At 30.2% G+C, this 2,187-nt stretch carries 1 protein-coding gene and 2 pseudogenes; all 3 read right to left on the bottom strand.

Features of this window, described 5'->3' with window-relative positions; genetic code table 11:
- Positions 1–368: 368 nt before the first annotated feature.
- On the bottom strand, positions 369–608 hold the full coding sequence (locus A4245_RS20255; RefSeq protein ID WP_157087779.1) for a hypothetical protein: 240 nt from the start codon (positions 606–608) through the stop codon (positions 369–371).
- Between the two features lie 980 nt (positions 609–1,588).
- A pseudogene (locus A4245_RS19900) lies at positions 1,589–1,782 on the bottom strand (tRNA-binding protein); the annotation flags it as partial.
- An 88-nt stretch (positions 1,783–1,870) separates the two neighbouring features.
- Positions 1,871–2,187: pseudogene (locus tag A4245_RS20480) on the bottom strand (hypothetical protein); the annotation flags it as partial.

Here is a 2,187-nt window from a genome sequence, read left to right as displayed (position 1 = left end):
TTATGAATAGTTATGTTTTTGTCCATATCGTAGAAACTACTAATACAACAAGGATTATAAGGACTAATTATCAAATTTCCAGCTTGGACAATTTTAAATAGTAAATATATAATATTCTTTAATTCGCTAAAGTGAAATTCAATGAAATCTGTATAAAAAGTTATACAATTTTTTGTTTATTTTATTTGAATAATTAAAATTACAGCTCCAAAAAACCGGTTTTAGCTATTTAAAAATATCTGATGGCATGGGCTTGGGTTTCTTACAATTCCTCTGCCTTTTTAATACAAATATAGTCCTTTGTTCTTGTTGGTAACTACTCAATAGAATTCAAAAGGTAAATTTCAGAATAAATTTGAACCGTTGTGTTATCTTTTCGTGAATTTTTGAATTGCTAATGAATAAACTGTTTGCTCTTTGAATTGACGATAGCCGAGTTCAAAATAATTCACCGTAAGTTGTAAAGGTAATAATGATTGATAGTTTTCAAACATGAAAGGTTGATTATCTTTAATTTTTGCACATCGTACAAATAGTTCCTCGATATAATTACGATGTTCCGTATCTTCCATATTCTCGATTGATTCAATGGAATGATATTGGAGCAAAAGGAAATATCTTTTAAAAACTCATATAATTGCTGATAACTACTTATTCCATCAATCTGTTTCCTCTGCAACGACTTTAAAATATTCTCTAGCAATTTACTATACGTGTATTCCGATATATCCTTTGAAAGACGAATGACAAAATCATCAATTAGTTTAAAGAAAATAACGCTTTGCTCAAAATTATAATTGTAATCCTTGCGTAAAGTCTCAATTCTTTCAGTTTTCTTTGACATAGTAAGCAAACCTCCTGAAAATAAATGATTTTTAAGCAACAAAAAACCCTCCGGATCTAAGGATTGTTAACACAACGTTTAAAATGTGTTTTCCTTAAACCCGAAGGGTTTCGTATGCTTGTTCGTGAAAAAATATAAAGGTGAAAAAATAAAAGTGGTTACATAATTATTATACCCGCTATTTTTTATAATCCAACAACCCTAACGGTTTCACCTTCAATTTCAATTCTTGAACTAAAATAAACGAAAAATTCATTATAATACCTTTACTTAAACAAATCTACTATTTGGTGAGATACTCTGATTACTTTACTTTTTTATTCCCGATTCAGTTTATTAGAGCTGGGTTTTTATATTCAGTTTGATTAATACTTTTTGATTGGACTTTTTTGACAGGTCATCATGACTTCTATTATTGCTATGTTCCTCTAGTTTTACCTACTCAAACTTGATGTAGTTAGGGCAAATATTTTTTTACTTTTAACACCTATTTTCGGATACGTCCTATCGGCAATATTCTTAAATAAGATACTTATCGTTTATAATTATGTGGGTGCTTTATTCGTAATTGCAGGTACGTTCTTTAGACAGTTAATAAAAAACGACAACAAGTAAGGTAATGGCCCTTTACACAAAGCAAGATTGCAATTTCAGTTCAGAAAAGCACCCAATTATTTAAGCGACTTCCTTTATAAAGGCAACCAACAATGGAAGTTAAACAACATTAGGTCGGTTTTCAAAGTTCTAGGCTATTGGTGTACCACTTTTAACTGGTTCATCTGGTTTTAAAGTACCACATCACCTTCTTTTGGAACACCGCCAATTACCGATACCTCGGATTTAAAGCCTGCTATACGTCTAGGTGGAAAGTTTACTACTGCAACCACTTGTCTACCAATTATTTGCTCTGGTTCATATATCCGGGTAATTTGAGCTGTCAACTCAGTAGATTTGAGTTGTTTTCTGTTTTGTTATTCTGTTTCCTAAACTAAAGCACCAGTTAGTTTAGGTACAATATTTCACACTTTACTCAATACAGAAATCTTTGTACTCAATATCTAAATAAGGGAGATCATTCTCTACCTTTAACCTTATACCATCAAGTATATCTTTAACTTTCTCATTACTTTTTTGCTCTTCATTAAGAAAATTGGTAAAATAAATAAAGGAGAATATTTGCCTGTAATTTAAGAAAAAAGGGATTTTGGATAACCAGTATTTATCAAGGTTATTCTCTGAAAAATAACCTTGTAAAAACGTCTTAATAAAGATAAGAGCAAAGTCCTTTCTTCCTTGTATATTATTTTCATCAATTGTTTGTAAGGCGTGATATATAACAATTG

The sequence above is a fragment of the Oceanobacillus damuensis genome (assembly GCF_001618145.1).
Classification (GTDB): Bacteria; Bacillota; Bacilli; order Bacillales; family Amphibacillaceae; genus Oceanobacillus; species Oceanobacillus damuensis.
Note: the sequence above shows the minus strand (reverse complement) of the source record. Positions and strands in the feature narration are given on the sequence as shown.